This window comes from Stenotrophomonas genospecies 3 (assembly GCF_054473855.1).
On record NZ_JBTMUR010000007.1, the window covers coordinates 40,824 to 66,623 of the forward strand.

Annotated in this window: 21 protein-coding genes and 3 tRNA genes; 4 read left to right on the forward strand and 20 right to left on the reverse strand. The window is 64.7% G+C overall.

Features of this window, described 5'->3' with window-relative positions; genetic code table 11:
• Positions 1–28: 28 nt before the first annotated feature.
• From lpxK to ACX9OT_RS10850, 7 genes are read right to left on the reverse strand one after another with little or no spacing between them, the layout of a single operon-like run.
• Complete coding sequence (gene lpxK / locus ACX9OT_RS10820) at positions 29–1,048, reverse strand: tetraacyldisaccharide 4'-kinase (RefSeq protein ID WP_049462675.1); 1,020 nt, start codon at positions 1,046–1,048, stop codon at positions 29–31.
• A complete protein-coding gene (msbA, locus tag ACX9OT_RS10825) occupies positions 1,048–2,796 on the reverse strand; it encodes a lipid A export permease/ATP-binding protein MsbA (protein ID WP_032128904.1) in 1,749 nt (582 codons plus the stop codon). The genes lpxK and msbA overlap by 1 nt, the downstream gene beginning before the upstream one ends.
• Complete coding sequence (locus ACX9OT_RS10830; RefSeq protein ID WP_189719754.1) at positions 2,793–3,215, reverse strand: ExbD/TolR family protein; 423 nt, start codon at positions 3,213–3,215, stop codon at positions 2,793–2,795. Before ACX9OT_RS10830 ends, msbA begins: the two co-directional genes overlap by 4 nt.
• Before the next feature lie 3 nt (positions 3,216–3,218).
• Positions 3,219–3,881: a MotA/TolQ/ExbB proton channel family protein gene (locus ACX9OT_RS10835; protein ID WP_019337175.1), complete on the reverse strand. Its 663-nt coding sequence runs from the start codon at positions 3,879–3,881 to the stop codon at positions 3,219–3,221.
• Between the two features lie 3 nt (positions 3,882–3,884).
• The gene (locus ACX9OT_RS10840; protein WP_459002038.1) at positions 3,885–6,284 is read right to left on the reverse strand and encodes a DNA internalization-related competence protein ComEC/Rec2; all 2,400 of its coding nucleotides are present in this window, start codon (positions 6,282–6,284) and stop codon (positions 3,885–3,887) included.
• Between the two features lie 59 nt (positions 6,285–6,343).
• Complete coding sequence (locus ACX9OT_RS10845; protein ID WP_049399928.1) at positions 6,344–7,696, reverse strand: sensor histidine kinase; 1,353 nt, start codon at positions 7,694–7,696, stop codon at positions 6,344–6,346.
• A 1-nt stretch (position 7,697) separates the two neighbouring features.
• On the reverse strand, positions 7,698–8,369 hold the full coding sequence (locus ACX9OT_RS10850) for a response regulator transcription factor (RefSeq protein WP_459002040.1): 672 nt from the start codon (positions 8,367–8,369) through the stop codon (positions 7,698–7,700).
• A 145-nt stretch (positions 8,370–8,514) separates the two neighbouring features.
• On the opposite strand from ACX9OT_RS10850, the gene ACX9OT_RS10855 reads away from it, so the two are divergent.
• Positions 8,515–9,282 (forward strand): MipA/OmpV family protein, encoded by a 768-nt coding sequence (locus tag ACX9OT_RS10855; protein ID WP_049412592.1) that lies wholly within the window; start codon positions 8,515–8,517, stop codon positions 9,280–9,282.
• 31 nt (positions 9,283–9,313) lie between these two features.
• Entirely contained in the window at positions 9,314–9,598 is a 285-nt protein-coding gene (locus ACX9OT_RS10860; protein WP_032128898.1) for a hypothetical protein, read from the forward strand.
• Between the two features lie 44 nt (positions 9,599–9,642).
• On the opposite strand, the gene ACX9OT_RS10865 is transcribed toward ACX9OT_RS10860, so the two are convergent.
• Positions 9,643–9,783: a hypothetical protein gene (locus ACX9OT_RS10865; RefSeq protein WP_165929929.1), complete on the reverse strand. Its 141-nt coding sequence runs from the start codon at positions 9,781–9,783 to the stop codon at positions 9,643–9,645.
• A 182-nt stretch (positions 9,784–9,965) separates the two neighbouring features.
• On the opposite strand from ACX9OT_RS10865, the gene ACX9OT_RS10870 reads away from it, so the two are divergent.
• Positions 9,966–10,298, forward strand: coding sequence for a hypothetical protein (locus ACX9OT_RS10870; protein WP_459002043.1), 333 nt, complete (start codon positions 9,966–9,968; stop codon positions 10,296–10,298).
• Between the two features lie 98 nt (positions 10,299–10,396).
• Here the strand turns inward: ACX9OT_RS10870 and ACX9OT_RS10875 are convergent.
• The 3 genes from ACX9OT_RS10875 to uvrB all read right to left on the reverse strand — a co-directional run bounded on the left by ACX9OT_RS10875 (position 10,397) and on the right by uvrB (position 12,776).
• Positions 10,397–10,471, reverse strand: a tRNA-Val gene (locus ACX9OT_RS10875).
• 98 nt (positions 10,472–10,569) lie between these two features.
• A tRNA-Val gene (locus ACX9OT_RS10880) sits at positions 10,570–10,644 on the reverse strand.
• A gap of 107 nt (positions 10,645–10,751) precedes the next feature.
• On the reverse strand, positions 10,752–12,776 hold the full coding sequence (gene uvrB, locus ACX9OT_RS10885) for an excinuclease ABC subunit UvrB (protein ID WP_032128896.1): 2,025 nt from the start codon (positions 12,774–12,776) through the stop codon (positions 10,752–10,754).
• A gap of 170 nt (positions 12,777–12,946) precedes the next feature.
• Here uvrB and ACX9OT_RS10890 point away from each other — a divergent pair, with 170 nt between their 5' ends.
• Positions 12,947–13,441, forward strand: a complete 495-nt coding sequence (locus ACX9OT_RS10890; protein WP_459002046.1) for a GspH/FimT family pseudopilin — start codon at positions 12,947–12,949, stop codon at positions 13,439–13,441.
• A 53-nt stretch (positions 13,442–13,494) separates the two neighbouring features.
• On the opposite strand, the gene ACX9OT_RS10895 is transcribed toward ACX9OT_RS10890, so the two are convergent.
• The 9 genes from ACX9OT_RS10895 to ACX9OT_RS10935 form a co-directional block, all read right to left on the reverse strand.
• Positions 13,495–13,571 (reverse strand) — tRNA-Asn (locus tag ACX9OT_RS10895).
• 47 nt (positions 13,572–13,618) lie between these two features.
• Positions 13,619–14,026 (reverse strand): type IV pilin protein, encoded by a 408-nt coding sequence (locus ACX9OT_RS10900; protein WP_032128894.1) that lies wholly within the window; start codon positions 14,024–14,026, stop codon positions 13,619–13,621.
• A 23-nt stretch (positions 14,027–14,049) separates the two neighbouring features.
• Positions 14,050–17,808 carry a pilus assembly protein gene (locus ACX9OT_RS10905; protein WP_459002048.1) on the reverse strand — a complete coding sequence of 1,253 codons (3,759 nt, stop codon included), beginning with the start codon at positions 17,806–17,808 and terminating at the stop codon, positions 14,050–14,052.
• Between the two features lie 13 nt (positions 17,809–17,821).
• Positions 17,822–18,343, reverse strand: coding sequence for a pilus assembly PilX family protein (locus ACX9OT_RS10910; protein ID WP_032128892.1), 522 nt, complete (start codon positions 18,341–18,343; stop codon positions 17,822–17,824).
• 5 nt (positions 18,344–18,348) lie between these two features.
• Positions 18,349–19,506 carry a PilW family protein gene (locus ACX9OT_RS10915; RefSeq protein WP_189719759.1) on the reverse strand — a complete coding sequence of 386 codons (1,158 nt, stop codon included), beginning with the start codon at positions 19,504–19,506 and terminating at the stop codon, positions 18,349–18,351.
• 8 nt (positions 19,507–19,514) lie between these two features.
• Positions 19,515–20,012 (reverse strand): type IV pilus modification protein PilV, encoded by a 498-nt coding sequence (gene pilV, locus ACX9OT_RS10920; protein WP_189719760.1) that lies wholly within the window; start codon positions 20,010–20,012, stop codon positions 19,515–19,517.
• Positions 20,009–20,524, reverse strand: coding sequence for a GspH/FimT family pseudopilin (locus ACX9OT_RS10925; protein WP_032128889.1), 516 nt, complete (start codon positions 20,522–20,524; stop codon positions 20,009–20,011). The genes pilV and ACX9OT_RS10925 overlap by 4 nt, the downstream gene beginning before the upstream one ends.
• Positions 20,525–20,685: 161 nt before the next feature.
• Entirely contained in the window at positions 20,686–22,074 is a 1,389-nt protein-coding gene (gene ppnN, locus ACX9OT_RS10930; RefSeq protein ID WP_010486098.1) for a nucleotide 5'-monophosphate nucleosidase PpnN, read from the reverse strand.
• A gap of 252 nt (positions 22,075–22,326) precedes the next feature.
• Positions 22,327–25,575 (reverse strand): TonB-dependent receptor, encoded by a 3,249-nt coding sequence (locus tag ACX9OT_RS10935; RefSeq protein ID WP_459002052.1) that lies wholly within the window; start codon positions 25,573–25,575, stop codon positions 22,327–22,329.
• Positions 25,576–25,800 lie beyond the last annotated feature (225 nt).

A 25,800-nucleotide genomic window follows, 5' to 3' on the forward strand; every position in this document is an offset into this window, starting at 1 on the left:
CGCATGAATGCAAGCGCCGCCGCGCCACTCAGTTCGGTCGCAGCTTGTCCAGGCGGTCGGTCAGCGCCACCCAGAATGCGGCAGGCAGCTCGGCGCGCAGCGGGACCGCGTAGTACCAGTCATTGCCGAACGCGCGGCATTTCACCGCGTCCTTTTCGGTCATCAGCACCGGCAGCTGGCTGCCAAAGGACAGGTCCTGCGGCTGATAGGCCTGATGGTCAGCGAAGGCGTGCGGCACGACGCCGATGCCACGCGCGCGCAGCATGTCGAAGAAGCGCTGCGGGTGGGCGATGCCGGCCACGGCGTGCACGCGCTGGCCCTTGAAATACGACAGCGGACGGGCACGGCCACCGGCCAGCGGTTGTGCGCTGTCGATGTGCAGGGCCATCGGCCACTGGCCGAAGCCGCAGGCCTGTGCTGCAGTCTCCTCATCGGCCTGGCCGAGGTTGACCACGCGGAAATCGCACTCGCTGGCGCGGCTGACCGGCTCACGCAGCGGCCCGGCCGGAATCATCCGGCCATTACCGTAGCGGCGCTGCGCATCGACCACCTCGATCTCGATGTCGCGTGCCAGCCGGTAGTGCTGCAGGCCGTCGTCGCAGACGATCACATCGCAGCCGGCCTCGATCAGCGCCTTGCCGGCTGCAACACGATCACTGTCCACGCGCACCGGCACGCCGGTCTTCCAGGCAATCAGCACCGGCTCGTCGCCACCCTTGGCGGTCGGCGTATCGGCCTTTACCCACAGCGGCTTGTCGGCATCTTCGCGGCCGTAGCCACGACTGGCCACGCCCGGCTTCCAACCGGCGGCACGCAGGCGCTCCACCAGCGCGATGGTCAGCGGCGTCTTGCCAGTTCCACCGGCGGTGATGTTGCCAACCACGATGACCGGCACCGGCAGCGTGTAGCGCTTGCGCCAGCCACGCCGATAGGCGCGCCGGCGCAGCGCGGTGACGCCGGCATACAGCGGCGCCAGCAGGCGCATCGCCCACGGAACCGGGGTGCCGTCGTACCAGTACGGCGGGGTCTGGGTACCCTTGCCGGCCATCAGTCCTGCCTTTCGCGGAACTGCATGCTGTGCAGATGCTGGTACAGGCCACCCATGGTGAGCAGCTCTTTGTGGGTACCGCGCTCGACGATGCGACCGTGGTCCATCACCAGCACCTGGTCTGCATGCTCGATGGTCGACAGGCGATGCGCGATGACCAGCGTGGTGCGCTCGGGCATCAATCGCTGCAGCGCGTCCTGCACCAGGCGCTCCGACTCGTTGTCCAGCGCTGCGGTGGCTTCATCGAGGATCAGGATCGGCGCGTCGCGCAGGATCGCGCGGGCGATCGCCAGGCGCTGGCGCTGGCCACCGGACAGCAGCGCGCCGTTCTCGCCCACCGGGGTCTGCAGCTGCTGCGGCATGCGTGCGATGAACTCCCAGGCATTCGCGGCTTCAGCTGCCGCTCGGATCTGTTCATCGGTCGCGTCCATGCCATAGGCGATGTTGGCGCCGATGGTGTCGTCGAACAACATGACCTTCTGCCCGACCATCGCCACCTGGCGACGCAGGTCGGCCAGCGGATAGTCGTCCAGTGCCACCCCGTCGAGGGTGATACGCCCGCCGCTGGGTTCGTAGAAGCGCGGCACCAGCCGGATCAGGCTGGTCTTGCCGCTGCCGGATCGACCAACGATGGCGGTGACCGTACCCGGCTTGGCCACGAAGCTGATGTCGTCCAGGGCGATGCCACTGTCTTCGCGGTAACGCAGCATGACGTGCTCGAAGGCCAGTTCGCCACGCACGCGCTGCACCGTGTTGCGGCCTTCGTCGCGCTCGACCGGCATGTCGAGGATGTCGAACAGGCGCTCGGCGGCGGACACACCGCGGGAGATCGAGGACTGCACGCTGGTCAGGCGGCGCAGCGACGGGATGATCGCCGTCATCGAGATCATCAGGCCCATGAACTGGCCGGCATTGAGGCGCCCTGCCAGTGCTTCACGGGTCGAAACCCAGACGATCACCGCCAGCGCCAGCGCGGCCAGGAACTGGACCACGCTGGAGGCACCGGCACGGGTGATTTCCACCTTCATGTTCAGCGCCAGCATGCGGTTGGCCAGGCGCGAGTAGCGCGACATCTCATGCTGCTGGGTGCCGTGCACCTTCACTTCCTGCTGGGCCGCCAGTGACTGCTCGGCGGTCTGCGCCATCGTGCCCATGCCGTCCTGGATACCGCGGCTGATGCGCCGGTAGCGCTTGCCCACGTAAGACACGATCACGCCGATCATCGGCACCACCACCAGCATGGCCACGGTCACCTTGACACTCATCTGCAGCATCACCGCCAGCATGGCGATGATGGTCAGGGTGTCGGCAACCACGGTCTTGAGCGCATCGGCGCTGGCCTGGGTAACCTGCTCGGTATCGAAGTTGAGGCGGCTGACCATCACCGGCGTCGATTCGGTATCGAAATGCGAGGACGGCAGGTGCAGGTACTTGGCCAGCACCTGTTCACGCAGGTCGCGCACCACGCTGCGACCGGTCTTGGCCAGCGCGTAGTCGCTCACCCAGGTGGCGGCGCTGCGCATCAGGAACAGGCCAAGGATGGTCAGCGGCAGGATCACCGCCATTTTCGGTTCGGGATTGACGAAGCCACGGTTGACCAGCGGCTCCATCAGCTTGGTGAAGTGGTAGCCGGCTACCGACTCCACCGCCATGGCGATGACGGCGGCGACCATCATGCCCCAGTAGGCACGGGTGTATCCCAGCAGACGTTTGTAGATCGGCCACACCGGCGCGTGTTTGGAACTCATGGACGCACCTCGGGTGCTGTTGCAATGGCAATACGGCGGAAGCCGAGCTGACCCAGCGCATCCTGCGCGGTCACCACGGCCTGATAGGGCGTGCGGGCATCGGCACGCAACAGCACCGGCTGGGTACGGTCGCTGCCGGCAACGGCCGCGATGGTCTGCTTGACCGACTCGACGTCGCTGCGCAGCACTTCCTGGTCATTGATGAAGTAGCGGCCCTCGGCGTTGATCAGCACGCTCAACGAGCGCGGCTGCTCGTTGCTGGGCTGCTGGCTGGCCGTAGGCAGCTCCACCTGGAGTGTCGAGCGCGCATCGAAGGTGGTGGTGACCACGAAGAAGATGATCAGCACCAGGATGACGTCGATCAGTGGCACCAGGTCGATATGCGGCTCATCCTGGGATCGGTCGTTGCCGATACGCATCGATCAGGCCTTCGCCGTGGCCGCGCCGGCCGGGCGCGTGGCAGCAGCAGGGTTCATCACGCCGGGGCGGCCATCCAGCGTATCCAGCAGCGCGCTGGCTTCCTGCTCCATCTCTACCACGTAACCGTGGATACGGCCCTTGAAGTAGCGGTGGAACATCAGTGCTGGAATGGCGACGATCATGCCGGTGGCGGTGCACACCAGCGCCTTGCCGATACCACCGGCCAGCTGGTTCACATCACCCACGCCATGGTCGAGGATGCCCAGGAACATCTGGATCATGCCGATCACCGTGCCCAGCAGGCCCAGCAGCGGCCCGGCCGATGCGATGGTGCCCAGCGCGTTGAGGAAACGCTCCATGCGGTGCACCAGGTGGCGGCCGGTGTCTTCGATGCGCTCGCGGATCTGGTCGCGCGGGCGGTTGCGTGCTTCCAGCGCAGCGGCCAGCAGCGCGCCCAGCGGCGAGTTCGCCCGCAGGGTCTGCAGGTGGGCCGGGTCGAGCTTGCCGCGCGCCGCCCAGTTGCGCACTTCCTGGCCGAGGCCGGGCGGCAGCACTTCAGTACGTCGCAGGGACCAGAAACGCTCCAGGATGATCGCCAAAGCCAGTACGCCCAACAGCAGCAGCGGCACCATCGGCCAGCCACCGGCCTTGACCAGTTCCCACACGTTTCAACCCTCCGGCCCAACGGCCGCTTGTTCGATCGGCGATAGGATAGCAGCCGACCGCGCCCGCCCAGCGGCATCCCACCACCGGGATGCGTGGATGCGCTGTTCACGCAGCTGCAGCCCTTGTGCGCCAAGCCATATGCGGATCGCCCCGGAATCAGCCGTGGTCAGCACTTCCGCCCCTTGCGCCTGCCAGCGCTGGACCACGTCCTGGCGGGGGTGCCCGAAGCGGTTGCGGTGCCCGGCCGAGACCACCGCCAGCCGTGGCGCCACGGCGGCCACCCACGGCGCGCTGGAGCTGCCGCCACTGCCATGGTGCGGCACCAGCACCACATCCGCCTTCAGTGCTGCCGGAAACGCCTGCAGCAGCACCTGCTCGGCCGGGCGGCCGATATCGCCAGGCAGCAGGACCACGCCGTGACGGCTGGCGACGCGCAGCACGCAGCTGTCCTCGTTCTCGGCCTGGCGGCTGCCCGGTGCCGGGTGCAGGACCTGGAAATCAACTCCGTCCCACTGCCACTGCATCCCTTGCTGGCAGGGCGCAGCGCCGGCGATGGTGCTGCCCGGTGGCGCCAGCAGCTGCAGCCCGGGCAGCTGCCTTCGCAGGCTCGGCAGGCTGCCGGTGTGATCAAGATGGTCATGGCTGAGCATCGCCTGCTGGGGCGGCCCCTGTCCGAGCGCGCGCAGGGCCGGGACCAGAATGCGTTCGTTGCCGTCGCCGCCGGTCGGCGGCCCCACGTCGTACCAGAGCGCGTGCCGCGCCGTACGCACCAGCACCGCGGTGCCCTGCCCTACGTCGTGCACCAGCAGCTCCAGTTCGCCTTCAGCCGGTGCATGCCGGGCGGGCCACAGCAGCGGCAGGCACAGCAGCAGGCCTGCCAGGCCACCGCCAGCGCCGCGTGGCAGCAGCCACCAGAACACCCCCGCCAATGCCGCCGGCACCGCCCAGCGCGGTGCCTCGGCCAGCCACCACATCGCCTGCGGGTGCAGCGCCAGTGGCTGCAGGGCCTGCCAGCTGAGCTCGAACAGCCAGGCGGCGGCGCGCCATGCCCAGCGCCCGGCGCCATCATGCAACGCGTGCAGGCCGGTACCCAGCAGCGACAACGGCACCACCAGCAGGGTCCACCACGGAATGATCGGCAGATTGACCAGCGGCCCCAAGCGCGCGGTGCCGCCGAACAGGGCCACGCACAGCGGCAACAGGCCGAGGCTGGCCACGCCCTGGGCGGCCAGAAAGCCGCGCAGGCCCCCACCGACGCCGTCCGGCCCGGTTCGTGGCAGGCACCACAGCAGCCACAGCACGCCCCCGAAGCTGAGCCAGAAGCCGGCCGACAGCACCGACAGCGGCGCCGGCAGCAGCATCACCATCGCGGCCAGGGCCAGTCCCTGCCCCGCACCCACCGGGCGACGCCCGGCACGGGCCAGTGCCACCAGCCCGATCATCAGCGCCGCACGCACTGTTGGAAGCGCGCCGCCGGCGGCCACGGCATAGACGGCTGCGGCCAGCGCCGCGCCCCATGCCGCCGCCTGCGGCCGAGGCCAGAACCGTCCCAGCACCGGGCACAGCCACCACGACACGCGACACAGCAGTACGCCAAAGCCAGCCACCACGCCAACGTGGAAACCGGAAATGGCGACCAGATGGGTCAGGCCCAGCGCGCGCAGGTGCTCCCAGTCGGCATCGGACAGGCCGCGCGTGTCGCCCAGTGCCAGCGCCTGCACGAACCGCGCGGCAGGATGTGCCACCTGCGTTGCGATGGCGTCACTGCTGCGCTCGCGCCAGGCCGGCAGGCCCTGTGCAGGCGCGCGCTCACGCGCAGCGCCGGGGTCGCGCACCGTGCCATTGCCGGAAATACCGCGCAGCAATGCATGGCGTTCGCCGTCGAAGCCGCCAGGATTGATCCGCGAGCGTGGCGCGCGCACGCGCAACGACAACTGCCAATGTGATCCCGCACGAACCGCGTGGCGCCCGCCCTCCGCCTGGTGCGCTGGCGATCCGCGCCACGGGTCGTTCCAGGTGACCTGCAGGCGCTTTCCACGCAGCACTGGCGGCGCATCGGTCTCATCCACGTGCAGCACGAAACGCGTGTAGCCGGGCCCTCTCTGTGGAAGATCGGCCACCCGCCCCCGCACCTGCACATCCTGCGGCGGCGCACCGGGTGGAAGCTGGCCGTGCAGGGCCCACTGCCCGTGCACTGTTGCCCATGCCAGGCCGAGCAGGACTGCAGCCCACGCGCGGCCGCGCCAGCGCAGCAGCCAGCCCGCGACGCCGGCAACGGCCATCGGCGCGCTCAGCCACAACGGCAGCAGTGCCGGCATCTGCACGCAGGCCAGCGCGCCCAGCACCAGGCCGGCGGCGCAGCCGGGGCCAAACAGTGCCGGAGCAGAACGTTCGGGAACCATTCCAGCAGCCTGCCGAGGGACGTAGCAGGTTGCCTATCGGGGATTTCCCCGCGTGGCTGTCAGCGCCGGACGGTGCCGCGATGGAAGTTGACCCGGAAGCTGGCACCACCGCCGGCAGCTTCGCCGACACTGACCGAACCGCCGTGATGCTGCACGATTTCCTTCACCAGATGCAGGCCCAGGCCACTACCGCTACCCGCTGCGCGCAGACGATGGAACGGCTCGAAGATCGCTTCACGGTCGCCCACCGGAATACCGGCGCCCTGGTCGCTGACCTCCAGCAGGCCACGTGCATCCAGGCGCACGCAGATGGTGCCGCGTCCGCCGCCGTGGACGATGGCGTTGTGCACCAGGTTGGCGATCACCCGCCCCAGCGCCAGGCTGTCGCCATGGATCCACACTGGCATCTCGGGTGCATCCACTTCGAAGCCGTAACCGGCCCCCACCACCAGCGGCGCCAGATCGGCGGCCGCTTCGCGCACCAGCAACGCCAGATCCAGCCGCTGCAGTGCGCCGACATTACGATCAAGTCGCTGCAGGTCGAGCAGATGCTCGGCGACGTTGCCGAGGCGGGCAACATCGGTCAACAGCTGCGACTTCAACTCGCCCTGCGGCAACTGCGACAGGCGCGCCTGCACTACTGCAATCGGCACCCGCAGTTCGTGCGCGGCATCGGCGAGGAACTTGTCACGCGCGGCATACCCCTGCTGCACCTTGTCGATCGCGTCGTTGAAGGCTTCCACCAGCGGTGCGACCTCGGTCGACACCAGCTGCGCATCCAGACGCGCCCCCGGCTGGCCGATATCCAGCTCCTTGGCCTGTTGTGCGGAGCGGCGCACGCCGCGCATCGCGCGGTGGATCACGGTCGGCATGACCAGCAGCGTGATCACGATCAGCGGCAGGAAAAACCACAGCCCGATCAGGCGCAGCACCATCAGCGCACCGTCCAGCAACCCGCCCTTCGGCGCCCCACCCACCATCACCGTGATGCGCCGCCCGTCCTCCTTGCGGATCATGACCCGCGCCACGTCCAGGTACGGCGGCACCAGCGAGCCGAGTTCGGTGGCACCCAGCGTCGGCAGGCGCGCGAGCAGCGGGGCGTGGATCGCCGGAATCGTGCCGCGTTCCAGCCAGACACCCTTGTCGTCGACCGCCGCGAACCAGAGGTTGCCCCCGGCCTCGGCGTCGAGCTTGTTCCAGCGCGCCTGGTCCAGCACCAACCGCCCGCCTTCACTGTGCACGGCCTTGGCCACGGCTTCGGCCATGAACATGTCCATGCCCCAGGTGTCCTTGTCGCCCCAGGTCAGGATCAGCGCAACAACGGCGAACAGCACGGTGAAGGCCTGCGCCAGGAACAACCGCCAGGCCAACCCCAGCGTGATGGAACGGATCGGACGTGTCGGACGCGCCATCTCAGGCCTCCGCCAGCAGGTAGCCGACGCCCCGGATCACATGGATTTCAACGCCCGCCCCGGCCTGCTGCAGCGCCTTGCGCAGCTTGGAAATGTGCGCATCGAGCGCATTGGACTGGATCTCATCGTCGAAGCCGTACACGGCGGCCTCCAGTGCCGTGCGGGTGACCGTGCGCCCCCGGCGCATCGCCAGTGCCTGCAGCACCAGCACCTGGCGCCGCGGCAGCGCCAGCGGTTGGCCCTCCACCTGTGCCTGCAGCGATTCGAAGTCGAATTCCAGCCGGCCCAGATGCAGGCTCGGTGTCACCATCGCAGAGGGCCGCCGCGAGACAGCACGGATCCGCGCCATCAGCTCCTCGATCGCCACCGGCTTCACCAGGTAGTCGTCGGCACCGACATCCAGGCCCTCGACCTTGTCCGACAACCTGCCCTTGGCCGTCAGCATGATCACCGCCAGGTTCGGGCGCAGCGCGCGTGCGGTGGCGACGAAAGCCACGCCATCGCCATCGGGCAGCTGACGGTCCAGCAGCATCAGCTGATGCACCGGCTCGCGCAGCGCAACCGCGGCTTCGGCCAGGCTGCCGACCACGTCGGCGACCACGCCCTGCCGCTCCAGGCCCGACTGCAGGGCTCGGGACAGATCGGGATCGTCTTCGACCAGGAGAATGCGCATCAGGGGCTCGGCTACCGGAAACGGTGCCGATCATAGTGCCTGGCGCCAGGTTTGGGCGTCTTCGTATGCCAGTTGCGAGGGCGCAATGTTCTGACAATGTTGTACCCGCACCATGCACAGCCATCCCCCGCAAAGTGGTTGATCGATGCCGTCGCTGTCCCCGACCCTGCTGCGCCCGTTGCTGTTCTCCGCTGCCATCGGCCTGCCGTTGATCACCCACGCCGCCGACCGGAACCCGGGGGTGCAGGCCGGTATCAGTGCCGGCGCGACCTCAGGGGCCTACGCCCACTACGACGTCAAGCCGCTGGTCGTACCGTCCATTGCCTGGCAGGGCGAGCGCTTCTTCGCCAGCCCGGGCTCACTGGGCATGTACCTGTACAAGCGCGAAGGCCTGCGCCTGTCGGCGGCAGTCACGCCCTACACGCTGCGCTTCAAGACCGACGACGTGAACGATCCGCAGCTGCGTCGCCTGCACAGCCGGCAGATGTCGGCCATGGCCGGCATCAACGGTGAGTACAGCGCCGACTGGGGCATCGTCGAGGCCAGCGTGATGCGCGAGGTCACCGGGCACGGAGGTGGCATGGAGTCGCGCCTGCACTACAGCTATCCGATCCAGGCCGGTCGCTTCACCTGGGTGCCCAAGGTCGGCGTGGTGCACTCCAGTGCGCGCCTGCTCGACTACTACTACGGCATCACCGACGAAGAAGCGCTGCGCTCGGGACTTGCCGCCTACAACCCGGGCAGCGCGACATCACCGAGCCTGCAGATCGCAGTCAGCACGCCCTTGGGCACGAAGTGGCGCGCGACCGGCGTCGTCGCCAACCAGTGGTTCGGCGATGCAGTAAAGGACAGCCCGATGGCCCGTCGCGGTACGCAGACGTCGGCCTTCGTTTCCCTGATGCGCTCGTTCTGATCGAGCGCCCGCAACGGACAAGGACCCCCCCATGGCCTCCGTCTCCCCTGCTGCTGAAGCGCACGCGATCCTGCGTGCCCCCGACCTGGACAGCGCCGAGCGCGTCTACCTGGGACTGCTGCCCGACCTGGAACACGTGAACGCGCTGACGCGCCGCGCACTGGGCCTTTCGCGTGCTGCCGATGCGGCACGCGGCTACGCGTTGTCGATGACGCTGGTGGGATTGCGCCTGCAGGAACTGGAGATGGGCGAAGCGACCGCAAAGGAACATCGCCAGGCCACGCTGCGCAGCCTGCGCCAGGCCTTCAGCGCCTGAGCGCAGGCCTGCGACGCCGCCGCTGCCGCAGGCAGCGGGAAGACTCAGCGGAACGTGGTCCACGCCAGCACTGCCGCCAGCAGGGCCACCCAGATCACCGCCTTGAAGGTACCCTCCAGCATGTTGCCGCCGAACAGCAGTTCGATGATGGGATTGGGCCGGGAAACCGGAACGTGATCACTCATGCGGCAGCTCCTTGCAGTGACGGCGCGATTGCGCGGTAGACCGGAGTCTACGCCTGCACGGCCCGGATTCATCGCCCCCCGGCCGTCTTTGGCGGTTCAATTCCGGCCTTCGTCGCAGGCCGGCTGCAGCACCCCACATGTCATGCCAGCCTGCGTGCACTTTCCCGCTGGAGCACCGTGCCATGCCGATGCTTGCCCTGATGCTGCTGCTCTCCAGCCTGTTCGGCGCTGGCAACGGGCCCACTGAAGAGGCCCTTCGCAGCCAGATCCTGCGTGCCGAAACCCAGCAGCCGGACGTCGCACGACAGGATTGCGGTTCGCCCTCCCTGCTGCTTTACCGGCTGCGCCAGGACCGGGTCCTGAGGCTGGCCAACCAGCCCCTGCAACACGAACCCGGCGTTGCCCAGCCCACGCGTGGTGCGACGGTTCGCGTCGCCCAGCTCTGGGAGCGCGTGGACGGTCACTGGAAGCTGCAGCGGATGATCAGCGTCGAAGACCTGGTCGTGCAACGCTGACCATGTGGAACCGTGATCGATGCCTGAAACGAGAAAAGCCGGCACAAGGCCGGCTTCCGTCGTGATCCACCGCTGCACCGGCAATGCCGGGAGCCAGGTGGTGGGCGGTACAGGGTTCGAACCTGTGACCCCTACCATGTCAAGGTAGTGCTCTACCGCTGAGCTAACCGCCCATCTTGTTCTTGCCGCCCGAAAGCTGGCCTTGCTACGTAAAAACCCGGCGCCAGGGCCGGGCTTTGCAGTTCACGACAGCCCCCTTCCAGAGACTTCGTGGTGGGCGGTACAGGGTTCGAACCTGTGACCCCTACCATGTCAAGGTAGTGCTCTACCGCTGAGCTAACCGCCCGTTTTTGCTTCTGAACGTCCGCGATTGCGTCGGTGCAGGCCGCGTATATTACGGATGCCGGCCGTGAAGCGCAACACTTTTGTGAAGAAGATGCTGCACTGCCGCGTTCAGCCCAGACTCGCTTCCTTCAGCTGCCGGATCTGGTCACGCACGCGGGCTGCATCCTCGAATTCCAGGTCCTTGGCGTGCTGGTACATCTGCTGCTCCAGCGCCTTGAGACGGGATGCCAGCTGGGCCGGGCTGAGCGATCGATAGTCACTCCCCTCCTCGGCAACGCCGGGCCTGCCCTTGCCCTTGCCCTTCTTTGCTTCCTTCTCGGCCGCATCGGAGCGCGCGCCTTCCAGCACGTCGGTGATCGGACGCGCCACCGAGCGCGGCACGATGCCGTGCTGCTCGTTGTACTCGACCTGCTTGGCGCGACGGCGGTCGGTCTCGTCGATCGCCGCCTGCATCGAACGGGTGATCTTGTCCGCATACAGGATCGCCTTGCCACGCACGTTGCGGGCGGCACGGCCGATGGTCTGGATCAGCGAGCCGGTCGAGCGCAGGAAGCCCTCCTTGTCGGCATCCAGGATCGCCACCAGGGACACCTCGGGCATGTCCAGGCCCTCGCGCAGCAGGTTGATGCCCACCAGCACATCGAACTTGCCCAGGCGCAGGTCGCGGATGATCTCCACGCGCTCGACCGTGTCCACGTCCGAGTGCAGGTAGCGCACGCGGATGCCGTGCTCGGTCAGGTACTCGGTGAGATTCTCGGCCATGCGCTTGGTCAGCGTCGTGACCAGCACCCGGTCACCGGCCTTGATGCGCGCGTTGGCCTCGCTCATCAGGTCGTCAACCTGGGTGCCCACCGGGCGGATCTCCACCACCGGGTCGATCAGGCCGGTGGGGCGTACGACCAGTTCAGTGATCTCGTCACCGGCCTCGCGGTACTCATAGGGGCCTGGCGTGGCCGACACATAGATGCTGCGCGGGCAGCGCTCTTCCCACTCCTCGAAGCGCAGCGGCCGGTTGTCCAGCGCCGAGGGCAGCCGGAACCCGAACTCGACCAGCGTCTCCTTGCGCGAACGGTCGCCCTTGAACATGGCGCCGATCTGCGGAATGGTCACGTGCGATTCGTCGATCACCAGCAGCGCGTCGGCCGGCAGGTAGTCGAACAATGTCGGCGGCGGTTCGCCGGCGTTCTTGCCGGTCAGGTGCCGGGAGTAGTTCTCGATGCCGTTGCAGTAGCCGACCTCGGCCATCATTTCCAGATCGAACTGGGTGCGCTGCGCCAGGCGCTGCGCCTCCACCAGCTTGTTCTGCGCGTACAGCTGCTCCAGGCGCTCCTTCAGCTCGACCTTGATCGTCTCGATCGCCGCCAGCACACGCTCGCGCGTGGTCGCATAGTGGGTCTTCGGGTAGACCGTGAAGCGCTGCATGTTGCGCAGCGTCTCGCCGGTGAGCGGATCGAACAACGTGATCTTCTCGACCTCGCCATCAAACAGCTCCAGGCGCAGCGCCTCGCTATCCGACTCGGCCGGGAACACGTCGATGACTTCACCACGCACGCGGAAGGTACCGCGCTGCAGCTCGTATTCGTTGCGCGTGTACTGCAGCTGGGTGAGGTGGTTGATCAGGTCGCGCTGGTCGATGCGCTCGCCCTTGGAAAGGATCAGGCGCAGCGACAGGTAGTCTTCCGGCGCGCCCAGGCCATAGATTGCCGACACCGTCGCCACCACGATCGCGTCCGGGCGCGACAACAGGGTCTTGGTCGCCGCCAGCCGCATCTGCTCGATGTGCTCGTTGATCGAACTGTCCTTCTCGATGAAGGTATCCGACGACGGTACGTAGGCTTCCGGCTGGTAGTAGTCGTAGTAGCTGACGAAGTACTCCACCGCGTTGTGCGGGAAGAACGCCTTGAACTCGCCATACAGCTGCGCCGCCAGCGTTTTGTTCGGCGCCATGATCAGCGTCGGCTTCTGCACGTTCTGGATGACGTTGGCGATGGTGTAGGTCTTGCCCGAGCCGGTGACGCCCAGCAGGGTCTGCTTGGCGATGCCCGCTTCGAAGTTGCTGGTCAGCTTCGCGATGGCATCAGGCTGGTCGCCCGCCGGCGAATACGGCGAGACGAGTTCAAAACGGTCGCTCATGGTGGTGCCAGTTCCCGGGAGTAGTGAGTATACGGGGCATGGAGTGACGGCCCGCTGAGGGGTTTTCGGGCAGGTGAGCGCGGCGTTGGCTGATGGTGGCGCCTAGCTGGACAAGGGAGGCTGGACCCATGCGCCACCTCCCCTTCCCCAGCCCTACCGCACCGCGAGGCATGCATCTGGTCGAACTGTTGGCGGTCGTGGCAGTGATGGCCGTGCTACTGGCGGCCGGCTGGCCCTCCCTGCAGTCCCTGCTGTTGCGGCAGCGCGCCGATGCCCTGCAGTTGAGCCTGCATGCGGGTCTTTCCAGTGCTCGCAGCGAAGCCCTGAGGCGGCGCGAGCTGATCGGCGTGTGCGCCAGCGACGATGGACTGCACTGCATCAGCGACTGGAGCATCGGCTGGATCGTCTACCGGAGCGGCACCCGCCGAGGATCGCCGTCATCATCCGACATGGTATTGACACACCAGCGCGGGCGTTCCGACGTCCTGATCCTGGTCCAGGCGAGCAGTGGCCGCCCGCAACTGTTTTTCCAGGCCGATGGGCGGAGCCCTGGTGCCAATCTGACCCTGCGCATCTGCGCCGGCAGCCGTCTGCATGGCAAGCTGATTGTCAACAATGGCGGGCGCACACGCAGTGAACGCACGGACCGCAACATGCCCTGCTGAACATCCACGCAAGAAAAACAAAAGCCGCGATTTCTCGCGGCTTTTGCAGTATCTGGCGCCCGAAGTTGGACTCGAACCAACGACCCCCTGATTAACAGTCAAGTGCTCTAACCGGCTGAGCTATTCGGGCGGGGAGGCGCATTGTACTGACCGTTTACCGGAAGATCAACACCTGATTTACCAACAGTCCGAAAGGGCCGCTTCGGCTGTCTTGCGGTTGGCCTGGTCCAGGCTCAGCTTGCCGCAGCTGTCCTTGGTCTGCGTGCCCTGCGGCGTGGCGGTGATCGTGAAGGTTGTGCCGTCCCCCTTGTACGCCAGGTTGTAGCGGGCCGTACCACCTTCGCGTGGCGAGACCTTGCTGGGCAGCGCAAACCCGGAATAGGAATTGTTGCTTGAGTGGTAGCGCTCGGCACGCTGCGCATACTCGGCCATGTCCGCCTTTACAACTGCTCGATGCGATCGCCGCACGTAGCTCTGATAGGAGGGAATCGCGATTGCCGCCAGGATGCCGATGACGATCACCACGATCATCAGCTCGATCAGCGTGAAGCCGGCCGCACGACGAGGCGAGGAGACAGCAAACATGTGATGGGTTCCTTGCATCGGAATCATTGCAGCTGGCGCCAGGACTGGCGACCGCAGGGATAGGGCAGATACAGCGATTGGCTGCCGGCGGCGCCCACCACCATCCAGCACGAGCTGCCCCCAGGCGGGCCCTCCTTGCCGGTGCCAAGACGCGGCAACACTGACAGCGATACGTCCCTGATCGGGGCAGTGCCCTCGCTCTTCAGCAGAATACCTGCCGTGCCCGCTGCTGGCTTTTCACCCTTGGGCGATCCGGCCCGGACATTCTCCAGCGCGGCCGCGCCGGTCAGCGACGAGAGACCAAACAGCCAGTTCGAACCACTCGTCGAGCAACCCACGGATTCCAGATTGGGGACATACGTAGGCAGGAACATGATGCCGCTGACGAGCAATGGGTTGCCGACGAACCGCTCTCCATTGGTTGTGGGAAGACTGACCATCCAGCCACGCGCATTGGCAGGCGCAGTACCTGCAACGATCTTGCGCGCCTCCGCGCCGGTTGCTGGTGTGGCGGCCGTGTAGGGGACGAGATTGGAAGCCGTCACCGTCGTCGCAACGTTCTTTCCAGCAAGGTCGTTGACCGCATACAGCGCCTGCTGTGTCTTGTCGTCCTTGTCCGAGTAGAACGAGAAGCTGCCCGTACCGAAGTACAGCATCACGCCACCAGACGGCCCGGTCGCTGCCGTCATGCCGCCGGTGATGGGCTGGCGATAATTGCGCCCGCCCGCATCCTGGCTGACCTGGGTGGTAAACACGGGAGTCGACAACGCGGTGTCCTTGCCGTCGGTCAGATCGAACTTCCAGACCGCACCTCGCTGGTCGGCTGCATAGACGGTGTCCGCCAGCCCATCCCGGCCACGCACGTTCTGGTTATCGCCTCGCCAACGATCCACCACCACAACGTTGCCCAGGCCATTGTCACCACTGATACCGTTTGCAGCAGTTCCTTCAGCCGCCTCGATCATCCGTGCACTGCCAGTGGCCATGTCGACCACGAACAGCACCGCCTTGCGACTGAAACTGTTGTAGCCGTTGCCGAAGATCGCCTTCCAGGCAATGCCGTTGCCTTCCTTTACAGGAACGATTACTGGCTTGCCCAGCACAAACCCGATGTTGTTGCGCACGTTCTCGGGCAACGACGCATTGATGTCATTGATTTCCCACAACACTTCGCCGGTGCCAAAGGAACCCGGAGCACTCACATCCAATCCGAACACTGAGCGACCGCCCGCACCGGCGGTGCCGACCAACGCCGTCTGCCACGTGCTTCCATTCAAAATGTCGGAGACCGTGATCGGTCCATCGACGTAATAGCGATGACGGAAGGTCTGGTCCTTGCTGTCCGGCTTGAAGGGGAACAACAGGTTTGCCATGTGCCCCAGCGCAGTTGCGGGAATATAGGCGAAGCTCTCGGTGCCACCGCTGCTGTCCATCTCACCCGAGGCACCCATACCACCGTCGAAGGCATGCAACATGCCGTCGTTCGCGCCCACGTACACCATGTAGCGACGGCCCTTCGCCTTGGTATCGAGATACTTGGCGTAGCTGACCGCATAGCTTCCACCAAGCTGGCGATAGCCATAGTCGTCAATCGGCGAACTCACCACGGGTGCCGATGTGACGATGTCACCCAGCGGTGTCGCGCGGTCACGGTACTTGCCACCGTTGCGCTTTTCCATCGATGCATCCGCCTTCAGATAGCGGATGGCCGTGCTCAGGTCAGCATCAATGTCCTTCAACTTATCCTGGCTGCACACCAACATCGTGGCGTACTTGCCATCCGGCTTGCTGCACAAGTCGGTCAGGCTGATCGTACCCACCCCAAAGTCGACGACGGTGCCCGCCTTGTTGGCGACAATGCGACGACCACTCGAGGACAGCTTGGCGGACGCCTCCCAGGCCTCACTGAACACAGCGACCTGTTCACCAGTGATCCTGACGGTCGAAGCCTTGAGCTTGCTCGACCAGTCGGTCGCACCATTGCGGATGTCGTAGCTGGGCGTTACCGACAGCGAGCCTGCACCAATGCGGGCGCCGGTCATGCCCAGTGTTCCAGACGGTGACTTGCCGGCGGTGATTGATTCCAGCACCCGGCGCATTGCAACCGTCACGTCATTGGGCGTCTGCGCATTGATGAACTCACCGCGGCTGTTCAGCGCGGCGTGCCAGATTTCGTCGACAACCGTGCCATCGTCAACCTTTGCAGGATCTGGATTGCTGTTCCAATCAGGAGGATTCTTGAAAGGGTCCGCAGTCGCAGCGGGATTGACACCATAGATGCGCCCTTGCGCACCCAGGGTCACGCCGTAGAAGTTCATATGCAGGTCAGTCTGGCAATCCAGCCGCTTCCAGTCTGCACTGCTCTTGTCCAGTGACGCGCAGCGCTCATCCACTGGCACCTGGCCCTTTGCGAATCCGGTACCCGAACGCAGCGGGGTCTTGCTACCGGAATAATAGGCGGCCGTGATGTCCGCCATGGTATTGCTGTAACCATCCGCGAATGGAACGCTGGGAAGATCGGTGGTATTGACCCCATCGGCATTGCCAAACGTTCCATTCGGCACATTACCGGAGTTGGTGTAGCCGTCAGTAAACAACATGCCACCATTGCGCTGGCACGCCCGCATCACCGGCGCGCCATCATCAGTACGTCGGAACTGTTCTGCCAGGTACTCCACCGCGCGACGGTTGGGCGTGCCGCTGATCGGCTTCAGGCCGTATATCTGCTCGTACAGATCGCTTCGATTGGTCACCAGATCATGCATCTTCACGTCTTTCAGGACATTGATCGTGAAGTAGCCCACGCGCATGTTGTCGACGCCATACAGAGCCTCCGTCGATGCACCGATGATGGCGAGCGTGCGATTGCGGTGATACTGGAACCAGTTGGCGAAGTTCTGGATCGCCAGACCGTACGCCCCGTCGATATTGTAGTTTTCGCTCTTGATCTGGTAACGACGAAGATTGCACCTTGGACCACAAGCACCTGCGATCACCGGGCGATTGGCATCGTCGCTCTTGTAGCCATAGGGAGCGGGCGCATTCTCTGGAAGATAGAACGTCGCCGGGAAGTACTTCACACCATACTGAACCGCGGAGCTGATATCCCGCGCAGCCGTACGCCAGCTGCCGCTCCGGTAATACTCGTTACCGGTGCCGGCGAGATTCGGAATCCGCATTCCGTCAACGAACTGGAAACCCTCTGAACTCGACTCACGGGTCGCCAGCATGTTGTACAACTGAAGATTGCCCGCAAATCCGGTGCGAGGGTCAACGCGCACCTTGTCAAGGACTGCGTCGGCCCAGCGGGTCCCGTCAGCCTTTATCCATGGCTTATAGGTGACAGCAGGGTTGTAATAGCTCGCATTGTAGACGTGCGAACGTGCGAACCCGAAGATGTCCAACGGCGGAATCGCACGGCCGTACGAATAGCGTTCGTTGTAATCGGAATGTGGATACAGATAAAGATAGCAATCGACCGAGCTGCTCGTGCAATCACGGCCAACACTGTAGAAGCTGCCATCATTGTTGAAGAAGCTGCCCGTTGACGAGTTGAAGATCAGACGCCCATCGCCCCCTGGAAACATGCGCTCAAAGGTCATCGAGTTGGAGTCGTCTACCGCCATGATGAACGCTGGCGGCGTCTGCACCTGAACGTTCATCGGCTCCTGGGCCAACACCCCCTGCGCCTGTGCCGCCATCAGCGTATGCACCAGATAGCCGCCGGCGGCCAAGACGGCAAGGCCAACGCCTGCCAGGATTCTGCGATTGCGCGTGTTCATGGGCTCCCCAGCCTCACAGCTTGAATACGGTATCGACCGCCGAACGCGACGTCGCGTCGGAAGTCGTATCACTGGCATACGTCGTGATCTGGTAAACCGGCGTTGCTGTCTCCAGCGGCTTTCCCATGTCCAGCGCCCCCTCTCCCTGGATGCAGCCCTGGATCTGCCGGACCTTCACCGCCGGCTTGCTGCCCAGCTTGGTCTTGGCCACCCAGTCGGACGGATCGAAACCATCGTCGCAGCGTTGATCGATGTCGGCGGAACTGACCATCGGGTTGTCACCCGCTGACTGTCGGTTGGCGATTTTCTCGACTGCATTTTCCGCCCCGCGCGCAGCCCCCTCGGCGTTCTGGAACGCCAAGCTACCAGCGCGGTAGCCCGATGCCATGCGCTCCTGCATGCCTGCCACCTGCATGCCTATCACTCCCAGCAGGGCCAGCAGAATCAACAGGATCAGCGAAATGTACAGCACCGCACCACGCTGGCGGGCAGGACCAGAAAAAGGGCGACGCGAAAAGCGAGTGATTGGTCGCATGGTCGTCAGTTCCCGAACAGGCGGTTGCGGAGCGCAACGGAGACTTCATAGGCCCCGCGATGACGCTGGTCATAGGGATCACCCGGCGCGATGGTCACCCCGAGCACTCCAAGATAGTTGTCGGCCGCACCCGGTGCTTCGGCCGAAGCACGCTGCGGACTCCTGGCCAGCAGACCGACCTGCACCATCCCGACACGTCGCCACGCGGCGGTTGCCGTTGCATCGGTAGCGGTACTGACGCTGCTGGCTACGCGCTGATCGACGATCCGCCCAGTCGGCGGCGTGGCCAGGGCGATATCGGTCGTAGCATCCAGGCCATACAGGACCTGCATGTTCTCGATGCCCTCCACCAGCTCCTCGCCCGTGCCATAACCACCTGCGCCATTGGCACGTGCCCTGAACAGCGATGGCTCGTTGTTGCCGTTGGTCGCGATGTAGTACACCAGGCCATCGGCGCGGTACAGCATGGTCATTGCGTTGTTGGCCGAGTAACCCGTCAGGTCGACCTTGTCCACCTTTACCGTAGAACCTGTGATGGCGCCCGAGAACACGTCGGCGCGGGTGCAATCTGCAAGCGCGAATACGGTGGGAGTACCTGCGGCGTTGGCCTTGAGACGCGCCATGCCGTCGCTGGACACTGTCAACGTGGTGGCGGTGCCGTCCACGCTTGCCGAGGCAAGCACGGCTCCCTCCGGGCTCAGCAGCCGCAACACGAGAATGTCGCTGCCGGGCAGCGGCTTCGGCTTCAGATCGGTGATGCTCTTGGGCACCGAGCCTGCGGCACTCCATGCCCGGCCCAGGGTCAGGGTGTTGGTCGGCGCGGTGCCGGCAGCTTCATAGCCTTGTACCGGTACAGAGAAGTCCAGAGGATCACCGCTGCCGGAAGCGATTCCCAGGTTGTAGCGGACATCGCCCGTGTTCTTGATCACATGTGCCTGGTCGTTCACGCAGCCGAAGTGCCCGGCCATACGCAGGTCACGCTGCAGGAAATCCAACGCGAAACGGGCATTCTCCTGGGTCCGGGCAGCGCCCTCGGATAGGCGCGAAGCCGCGCGGGACGCAATGAATATCTGGGTGATGCCCAGCATCAACACCAGGCCGATGACCATGGCGATCATCAGTTCGATCAGCGACAAGCCGCGGATTCGCGAAGACGGACTCATGGGCACGTTCACAGGAAAGTGGTCAAGCCAAAGGTGGTCAGGCTGTCGGGATTCTCGGGGTCCCAGCGCTGGTCCCCCCACGTGATCGCGACGCTTACCTGACCGGTACTCTGGGTGAACTTCACCTCCGCGCTGGCCTTTTCGCCAAGCGTTTTGACGACCTCGCACTGCCATCGCGCGACATTGGTCTTCGGCGTCACCGCAGCACCGGTTGGCCAGGCGCACGCGCCCTTCGCGGTCACCGAGCCGGCCGAGAACGAAGCGGCGGAGTAAGCACCACCGGCCAGGGTATCGGTGCGCTGGGCACGCATCAGTTCGATCAGGTCATTGGCCAGATTGGTGGCCTGGGTGCGGTAATTCGCACTCTGCACAAAGCGGACGTTGGTGGTCTGCAGCAAGGCGAAGCCCAGCAGGCCGAACGCCAGGATCAGCATGGCCACCATCACCTCGATCAGGCTGAAACCACCCTGCGAAGAACGCGGGCCGGCAAGCTTGCGTCGGCTCATGAGCAGGTTCCCTTGGTCGCCCGGACCTGGCCGGACTGGTTGATCGTCAATGTACTCTTGGGCTCACCGGTCTTGCAGGTGTCCGGCGACAGCACCAGCGTCTGGTCCGCAGCCGCCCTGCGACGGCCGCGACCGTCGAACGCGATGGTCGCACCCGCGGGCCCCACCACACTCAACTGCGGGTTGCCCTGCGAAAACCGCAACACGGTATCGGTGCCCCCCAACTGGCCATCTCCATCGAGATCCGACCAGGCCAGGACACCCTTGGACCATTCGCCATCGCAACCGGTGCCATCGGTACTGCCACAGACACCACCACCACGGCTGTTGCGGATGCCTTCGCCTCTCGCCAGGCCTGTCAGGGCAATCAGTTCATTGTTGGCGGTCGCCAGGCGGTTCGAGCGGATCATTCCGCGGAAACTGGGATAGGCGATCGACGCCAAGATCACGAAGACGGTCAACGTGACCATCAACTCGATCAATGTAAAGCCGTTTTGCCGGCGCAAAGACATTGGACGCTCCCCAGCGTGTTGATGGCCACGATGGGCCATCGCCCTGCCACCGGCAAGCGGCGGCAGGATGAACGGTCATTCCGGGGCGACGGGCGTCAACGCCTTGACGGCCCGCCCTCCCCTGCCTGTCCCGGCGCGATCCCCATCGCGCCGGCGCAGGCTCAGGCCAGCACCTGGTAGCAGGGCTGGTATTCGCCGGAGATCTTCATCCGGCGCTGTTCGACGAAGGCGCGCAGCAGCGCGTCCAGGGCCTGCATCATGTCCGGGTCACCATGGATCTGGAACGGCCCGAACTGCTCGATGCGGCGCATGCCGTCTTCCTTCACGTTGCCGGCAACGATGCCCGAGAACGCCCGGCGCAGGTCGGCCGCCAGCGCGTGCGGGGCACGTCCATGGTGCAGGTCCAGCGCGGCCATTGCCTCGTGGGTCGGCACGAACGGCTGCTGGTACTCCCACGGAATCTCGATCGACCAGTTGAAGAAGAACGAGTCCTTCTGTGCCAGGCGGTGCTCACGCACGCGCTTGATGCCGTTGGCCATCTTCTTGGCCACCGCCACCGGGTCGCCAATGACGATCTCGTAGCGCTCGGCGGCCGCATCGCCCAGGGTCAGGCGGATGAAGCGGTCGATCTGCTCGAAGTACGGCGCTGCCACCGTCGGGCCGGTCAGGATCAGCGGGAACGGCAGGTCCTTGTTTTCCTCGCGCAGCAGGATGCCGAGCAGGTACAGGATTTCCTCCGCGGTGCCGACGCCACCGGCGAACACGATGATGCCGTGGCCGATGCGGACGAAGGCCTCAAGGCGCTTCTCGATGTCCGGCATGATCACCAGGTGGTTGACGATCGGGTTCGGCGACTCGGCGGCGATGATGCCCGGCTCGGTCAGGCCGATGTAGCGCGTCACGGTGCGGCGCTGCTTGGCGTGGGCAATGGTGGCGCCCTTCATCGGGCCCTTCATCGCGCCTGGACCGCAGCCGGTGCAGATGTCCAGGCCGCGCAGGCCCAGCTCATAACCCACCTGCTTGGTGTACAGGTACTCGTCGCGCGAGATCGAATGGCCACCCCAGCACACGACCAGGTTCGGGTCGCCCGGGTTGAGGATGCGCGCATTGCGCAGCAGGCCGAACACCGCGTTGGTGATGCCCTCGGACGACTCCAGCTCGGCCGCGTAGGCCGGGCCCATCTCGATGGCCATGTAGGCCAGGTCACGCACCACGGCGAACAGCAGTTCGGCGACGCCGCGGATGATCTCGCCATCGACGAAGGCCATCGCCGGTGCATTGACCAGATCGATGCGCACGCCGCGATCCTGCTGCGCCACCTGGATGTCGAAATCAGGATACAGATCGCGCGCCGCGCGCGGATCGTCAGAGGCACTGCCGCTGGTCAGCACGGCCAGCGCGCAGCGGCGCAGCAGCTCGTGCATACCGCCGGCAGACGCATCGCGCAGGCGGGCCACTTCGGCCCGCGACAGCACATCCAGCCCACCGCGCGGGTAGATCCGCGCGTCCTGCACCGGCAATGCACGGGCTGATTTTTCGTTCGTGGTCATGTCCAATTTTTCGCTTCCTTCAAGGTTTCCGACTGTACTGCCGCCCCCTTAAAAAGCAAAACGGCCGGGAAGCCCGACCGTTGGATGTGTGCTTCCCGCGTTCGCCTTTCCGGGACCGCATCGGCGGCGTTGGCACCGCGCACATTTCCGGATGCTACGCCGATGCCAGGTGACCTGCAAGGACTTTCGCATGAACGGAAAACGGCCGGGTTTCCCCGGCCGTTTTCACTTACTGCTTCAGGCTCTGATGGATCAGAACTTGTACTTCACGGTCAGCTGCATCGACCAGCGCGACACGGCAGTGTTGCCCTTGTCGTTGTTGTTTTCCCGGATCGACGAGTTGTCGGTACGGCCGGTGAAGTTGTACAGGTACTTGCCGGTAGCCGGGTCGATACCCGAGTAGTTGGCAACGCGACGGGTGGCGTAGAAGCCGTAATCGTCGATCAGACCCCACTTCTTGTTGAGCAGATTGCCGACATTCATGATGTCCAGCGCGATCTCGCCCTTGTGGGTCTTCGCAAAGCCCGGGAACTCCTGGCTGATGCGGACATCGAAGCTGTTGACCCACTTGGCGCGGTGCGCGTTGGCCGGGACCACGCTGCCACGGTAGGCATCAAGCTCCGGATTCTGCGCCAGCCATTCGAAGAACTTCTTCTCCATGTCGGCGCCGCCGGTGAAGATCACGTCACCCGGGCCCTTCGGCACGTAGAACAGATCGTTGGTGCCTGCGCCGTCGCCGTTCACGTCGTTATAGAACACGTAGCTGTACGGACGACCCGAACGGCCTTCATAGAACAGGCCGACGCGGGTGGCATTGTCACCGAAGAAGTTGTGCTTCCACTCCAGGGTACCGGTGATGCGGTCCTTGATCGCATAGCGCGAGTTGTACGCAACGTTGTCGTTGGCGTTCAGGCTCAGCGTGTTGTTCCAATTCGAGGTGTTCTGCGAGCTGGACAGCGGGCTCACTTCCTTCGCCTGAGTGTAGGTATAACCCAGCGACCAGCCCCAGTTCTCGGTCAGCGGCTTGGCCAGCGAGAACGTAGCCTGGGAACCACGACCCTTGTCGGTGTTGCGCAGCAGGATCACGTCGCCGATATCGCTCGGACGGTTGACACGGTCACTCGGGCAGGTCTGATCGGTGGCCGAGCAGGCACGACCGTTCTTCTGGCCAGCCTGCATGCCGTTCGAGCCAGCATTGGCACCGTTCATGCCGTAGTCGTTCCAGTACAGCGCACGACCGTCCTGACCAACCGAGCGGTTGGCATTCGGGGTCATGACGTCCAGACGATCAAAGTACAGACCATCCTTGACCTTGGTGACCAGCAGCTCGGCCGACGCCACGATGCCGTACCACGGCAGTTCGTGATCGAAGGCCAGGTTGGCCTTCCAGACCGACGGCAGGCGGGTACCGGGAGCGATCAGGTCGACGTTCTGACGTGCCGAAGCAAGCGACGGGTCCGGGATGAACGGATTGTCAGCATCGAAGCTGAAACCACCCGGATTGCGGGTCAGGTTGTACTCGGCGTAGTTCAGGCCGGTGTTCTGGTAGGCACCCGCCAGCCACACGTTCGGGGCAGCACCGCCGAACAGGCCCACGCCACCGCGCAGCTGGGTCGGACGGTCGCTATCGAAGGTGTAGTTGAAGCCGACGCGCGGCTGGAACACCTTCTTGTCGACCAGCTTGGTGTTGTTGAAGCCGTACAGCTGCTCGATGCGCGGGTTGTACAGGCGCTGGGTGCTGAAGTCCGGCATGTCAACGCGGACACCGAACATCAGGCTCAGGTTGTAGTTGATCGCCCAGGTATCCTGGATGAACAGACCCGTGTTCTTCAGGTGGAACTTCGCCGGAATGTCATCCAGGCTGCCACCAGCACGCGGCACGCGCACCTGGTACGCGGACGGGGTGCCGGCTTCAAACGCAGCCAGGTTGGCGAACTCATACGCGCCGTACAGGTTGCGACCGTAGAAGTTCATCAGGTCGTTGTCGGTGTAGTCAAAGCCGAACTTGACGGTGTGGTCACCGACATACCAGGTACCGGCACCGAAGGCGCTCAGTTCCTTCGACTCCACCAGGTTGGTGTGGGTGTTCTGCTCGGTACCCAGGTACAGCGAATTATTGTTGTCGAAGCGGACGCGGATCTGCGGCAGGTGCGAAGCGGCAACGCGGTTGGACGAGTAGTCCTTGTGCGAGACCTTGAACTCGGTCGAGAAGTTCTCGGACCAGTCACTGAACAGTTCACCCATCCAGGTCTCATACTCGGTCGGCTGGGTGTACCAGAAGTCACTCAGCGAAATTTCGCTGTTGCTGACCTTCGGGAAACGCACCACGTCCTGCTTCATCTTGTTGTAGCGCAGGGCCGCACGGTGGTTCTCGTTGATGTTCCAGTCCAGCTTGACCGCGTACTCTTCGATCTCGGTCTTGTTGTTCAGCGCACCGACGCCGCCGACCTGATAGCCAAGATCGGACATGCGCTTCTGGACGCGGGCGATATCAGCATCGCTGATGCCGCCAGCCTTGTTGTAGGGGCTTTCGCCAAGGCTGACGCCGCCACCGCTACGCTCGTACTTTTCGTAGTTGGTGAAGAAGAACAGCTTGTCCTTGACGATCGGGCCGCCGAAGGTCATGCCGTAGGTCTTCTCGTCCTTGAAGCCGTTAAAGTCCTGCTTGTCACCTTCCAGGCGCGAACGGACCATGTCCTTGTCGCGGTACGAACCGTACACGGTGCCGTGGAATTCATTGGTACCCGACTTGGTCACGGCGTTGATCACCGCACCGGTACCACCAGCGATGGTGGTGTCGTAGTTGGCCAGGTCGATGTTGATTTCCTGGATGGCGTCCATCGACACCGGCTGACGCTCGGTCGGCAGGTTGTTGGAGCCCAGGCCGAACGGATCGGAGGCGCTGATGCCGTCGATGCGGATGGCGTTGTAACGGGTGTTCTGGCCACCGGCCGAGATCGCGCCGTCAGCCTTGCTGACCTGCGAGATGCGCGGGTCCAGGCGGATGTAGTCCTGGATGTTGCGGTTGGCCGACGGCAGCGCGTCCATCGTTTCGCGCGTCACGTTGGTGCCGCTGCCCATCTTGGTGGCGCTGAACAGGTCCAGGCCGCCGGCGGTGGCGACAACGTTCACGGCGTCCAGGTTGGTGGCGGCCAGATCGCCGCCGAGGCTGGCGTTGACCGTGTTGACCTGGTTCAGGTTCAGGTAGACACCTTCTTCGGTCTTGGTGCCTTCACCGGACTTGGTGATGGTGATGGTGTACGGGCCACCCACGCGCAGGCCGCGCGCGTTGTAACGACCCGACGCGTCGGTGGTGGCACGCGAAACGGTGCCCGACTCGGTGTGGGTGATGGTGACTTCAGCGCCAGCGACAGGCTGGCCTGCAGAGGACATCACCTGGCCGCCGACACCGGCAGAGGTGCTCTGGGCGAAGGCGGGAGCGGTGGCGAGCGCAGCCACGAGACCAAGGGTGAGCTTGGACATCCGGAGTGGGTGGGTCATTTTTCGGTAGCCTCGATGCGAGTTGGCGATGGCGGAAAAAAAGCGCATCCAAACAGCCCTGCGGGTGGCTGGTCGGACATTTATCTGGGGTTCCCTACCGCTTGGCTGAAGGAAGCCACAACGGTTAACACTAGATTAACACGCTACGCCATCAATGTGACGGTTGTGCGACAAACGGCACCGGATCGCAACGCAATCGTGACGGGTTCTTCACTCCGCCTTTCC

What these genes read in the sequence shown, in the direction of transcription:
- lpxK (WP_049462675.1), bottom strand. Translation starts at nt 1,048, where the DNA reads ATGGCCGGCAAGGGTACCCAGACCCCGCCGTACTGGTACGACGGCACC.
- msbA (WP_032128904.1), bottom strand. Translation starts at nt 2,796, where the DNA reads ATGAGTTCCAAACACGCGCCGGTGTGGCCGATCTACAAACGTCTGCTG.
- ACX9OT_RS10830 (WP_189719754.1), bottom strand. Translation starts at nt 3,215, where the DNA reads ATGCGTATCGGCAACGACCGATCCCAGGATGAGCCGCATATCGACCTG.
- ACX9OT_RS10840 (WP_459002038.1), bottom strand. Translation starts at nt 6,284, where the DNA reads ATGGTTCCCGAACGTTCTGCTCCGGCACTGTTTGGCCCCGGCTGCGCC.
- ACX9OT_RS10845 (WP_049399928.1), bottom strand. Translation starts at nt 7,696, where the DNA reads ATGGCGCGTCCGACACGTCCGATCCGTTCCATCACGCTGGGGTTGGCC.
- ACX9OT_RS10850 (WP_459002040.1), bottom strand. Translation starts at nt 8,369, where the DNA reads ATGCGCATTCTCCTGGTCGAAGACGATCCCGATCTGTCCCGAGCCCTG.
- ACX9OT_RS10855 (WP_049412592.1), top strand. Translation starts at nt 8,515, where the DNA reads ATGCCGTCGCTGTCCCCGACCCTGCTGCGCCCGTTGCTGTTCTCCGCT.
- ACX9OT_RS10860 (WP_032128898.1), top strand. Translation starts at nt 9,314, where the DNA reads ATGGCCTCCGTCTCCCCTGCTGCTGAAGCGCACGCGATCCTGCGTGCC.
- ACX9OT_RS10865 (WP_165929929.1), bottom strand. Translation starts at nt 9,783, where the DNA reads ATGAGTGATCACGTTCCGGTTTCCCGGCCCAATCCCATCATCGAACTG.
- ACX9OT_RS10870 (WP_459002043.1), top strand. Translation starts at nt 9,966, where the DNA reads ATGCCGATGCTTGCCCTGATGCTGCTGCTCTCCAGCCTGTTCGGCGCT.
- uvrB (WP_032128896.1), bottom strand. Translation starts at nt 12,776, where the DNA reads ATGAGCGACCGTTTTGAACTCGTCTCGCCGTATTCGCCGGCGGGCGAC.
- ACX9OT_RS10890 (WP_459002046.1), top strand. Translation starts at nt 12,947, where the DNA reads ATGCATCTGGTCGAACTGTTGGCGGTCGTGGCAGTGATGGCCGTGCTA.
- ACX9OT_RS10900 (WP_032128894.1), bottom strand. Translation starts at nt 14,026, where the DNA reads ATGTTTGCTGTCTCCTCGCCTCGTCGTGCGGCCGGCTTCACGCTGATC.
- ACX9OT_RS10905 (WP_459002048.1), bottom strand. Translation starts at nt 17,808, where the DNA reads ATGAACACGCGCAATCGCAGAATCCTGGCAGGCGTTGGCCTTGCCGTC.
- ACX9OT_RS10910 (WP_032128892.1), bottom strand. Translation starts at nt 18,343, where the DNA reads ATGCGACCAATCACTCGCTTTTCGCGTCGCCCTTTTTCTGGTCCTGCC.
- ACX9OT_RS10915 (WP_189719759.1), bottom strand. Translation starts at nt 19,506, where the DNA reads ATGAGTCCGTCTTCGCGAATCCGCGGCTTGTCGCTGATCGAACTGATG.
- pilV (WP_189719760.1), bottom strand. Translation starts at nt 20,012, where the DNA reads ATGAGCCGACGCAAGCTTGCCGGCCCGCGTTCTTCGCAGGGTGGTTTC.
- ACX9OT_RS10925 (WP_032128889.1), bottom strand. Translation starts at nt 20,524, where the DNA reads ATGTCTTTGCGCCGGCAAAACGGCTTTACATTGATCGAGTTGATGGTC.
- ppnN (WP_010486098.1), bottom strand. Translation starts at nt 22,074, where the DNA reads ATGACCACGAACGAAAAATCAGCCCGTGCATTGCCGGTGCAGGACGCG.
- ACX9OT_RS10935 (WP_459002052.1), bottom strand. Translation starts at nt 25,575, where the DNA reads ATGACCCACCCACTCCGGATGTCCAAGCTCACCCTTGGTCTCGTGGCT.